1 protein-coding gene is annotated in these 575 nt (G+C 63.1%); it reads right to left on the reverse strand.

The window, feature by feature from the left end; translation table 11 throughout:
* The coding region (locus CKO25_RS20765) for a response regulator (protein WP_200383304.1) at positions 1-382 on the reverse strand (382 nt) is incomplete at its 3' end.
* Between the last annotated feature and the right edge of the window lie 193 nt (positions 383-575).

Here is a 575-nt window from a genome sequence, read left to right on the forward strand (position 1 = left end):
GCAGCCAGGTCTGACCGGCGGCGACGGCCCGCACCGCACGCGCCAGCGTGGCGACGGATTCGTCCTTGAGCACATACCCCTGCACGCCGGCCTCCACCATCTGCGACACGAAGGGCCGCTCGCCTTGCGCCGACAGCGCGATGACTCGGGTCTGAGGCAGTTGCTTGACGATGCGCATTGCCGCTTCGATGCCGTCGACGACCGGCATGCAGACATCCATGAGCACGATATGCGGCTTCCAAGCCTGTGCCAGGGTGATGGCTTCGGCGCCATCACCGGCGTAGGCGACGACCTTGATGTCCGGCTCGCTGGACAGTAGCGCCCCTAGGGACTCCCGGATCATTTTATGGTCGTCGGCGAGAACGACTTTGAGAATGGTCATGCGTGGCCTCCGGTCGCAGCGACTTGCCCACCGAACACCCGGCGCGAAGAGAGGGCGCAGACAGGGGGCGCGGACAGCGGTCGACGATTCACCCACCTTTATACCGCCATAGACCCCACAATCGTCAATGACATCTATCCGCTCATTCAATCAAGTCAGGGTGCGGGCCTAAATTGCCTAGCGCCTTGTCCAT

The organism is Thiocapsa imhoffii, from assembly GCF_016583985.1.
GTDB classification, from domain to species: Bacteria; Pseudomonadota; Gammaproteobacteria; order Chromatiales; family Chromatiaceae; genus Thiocapsa; species Thiocapsa imhoffii.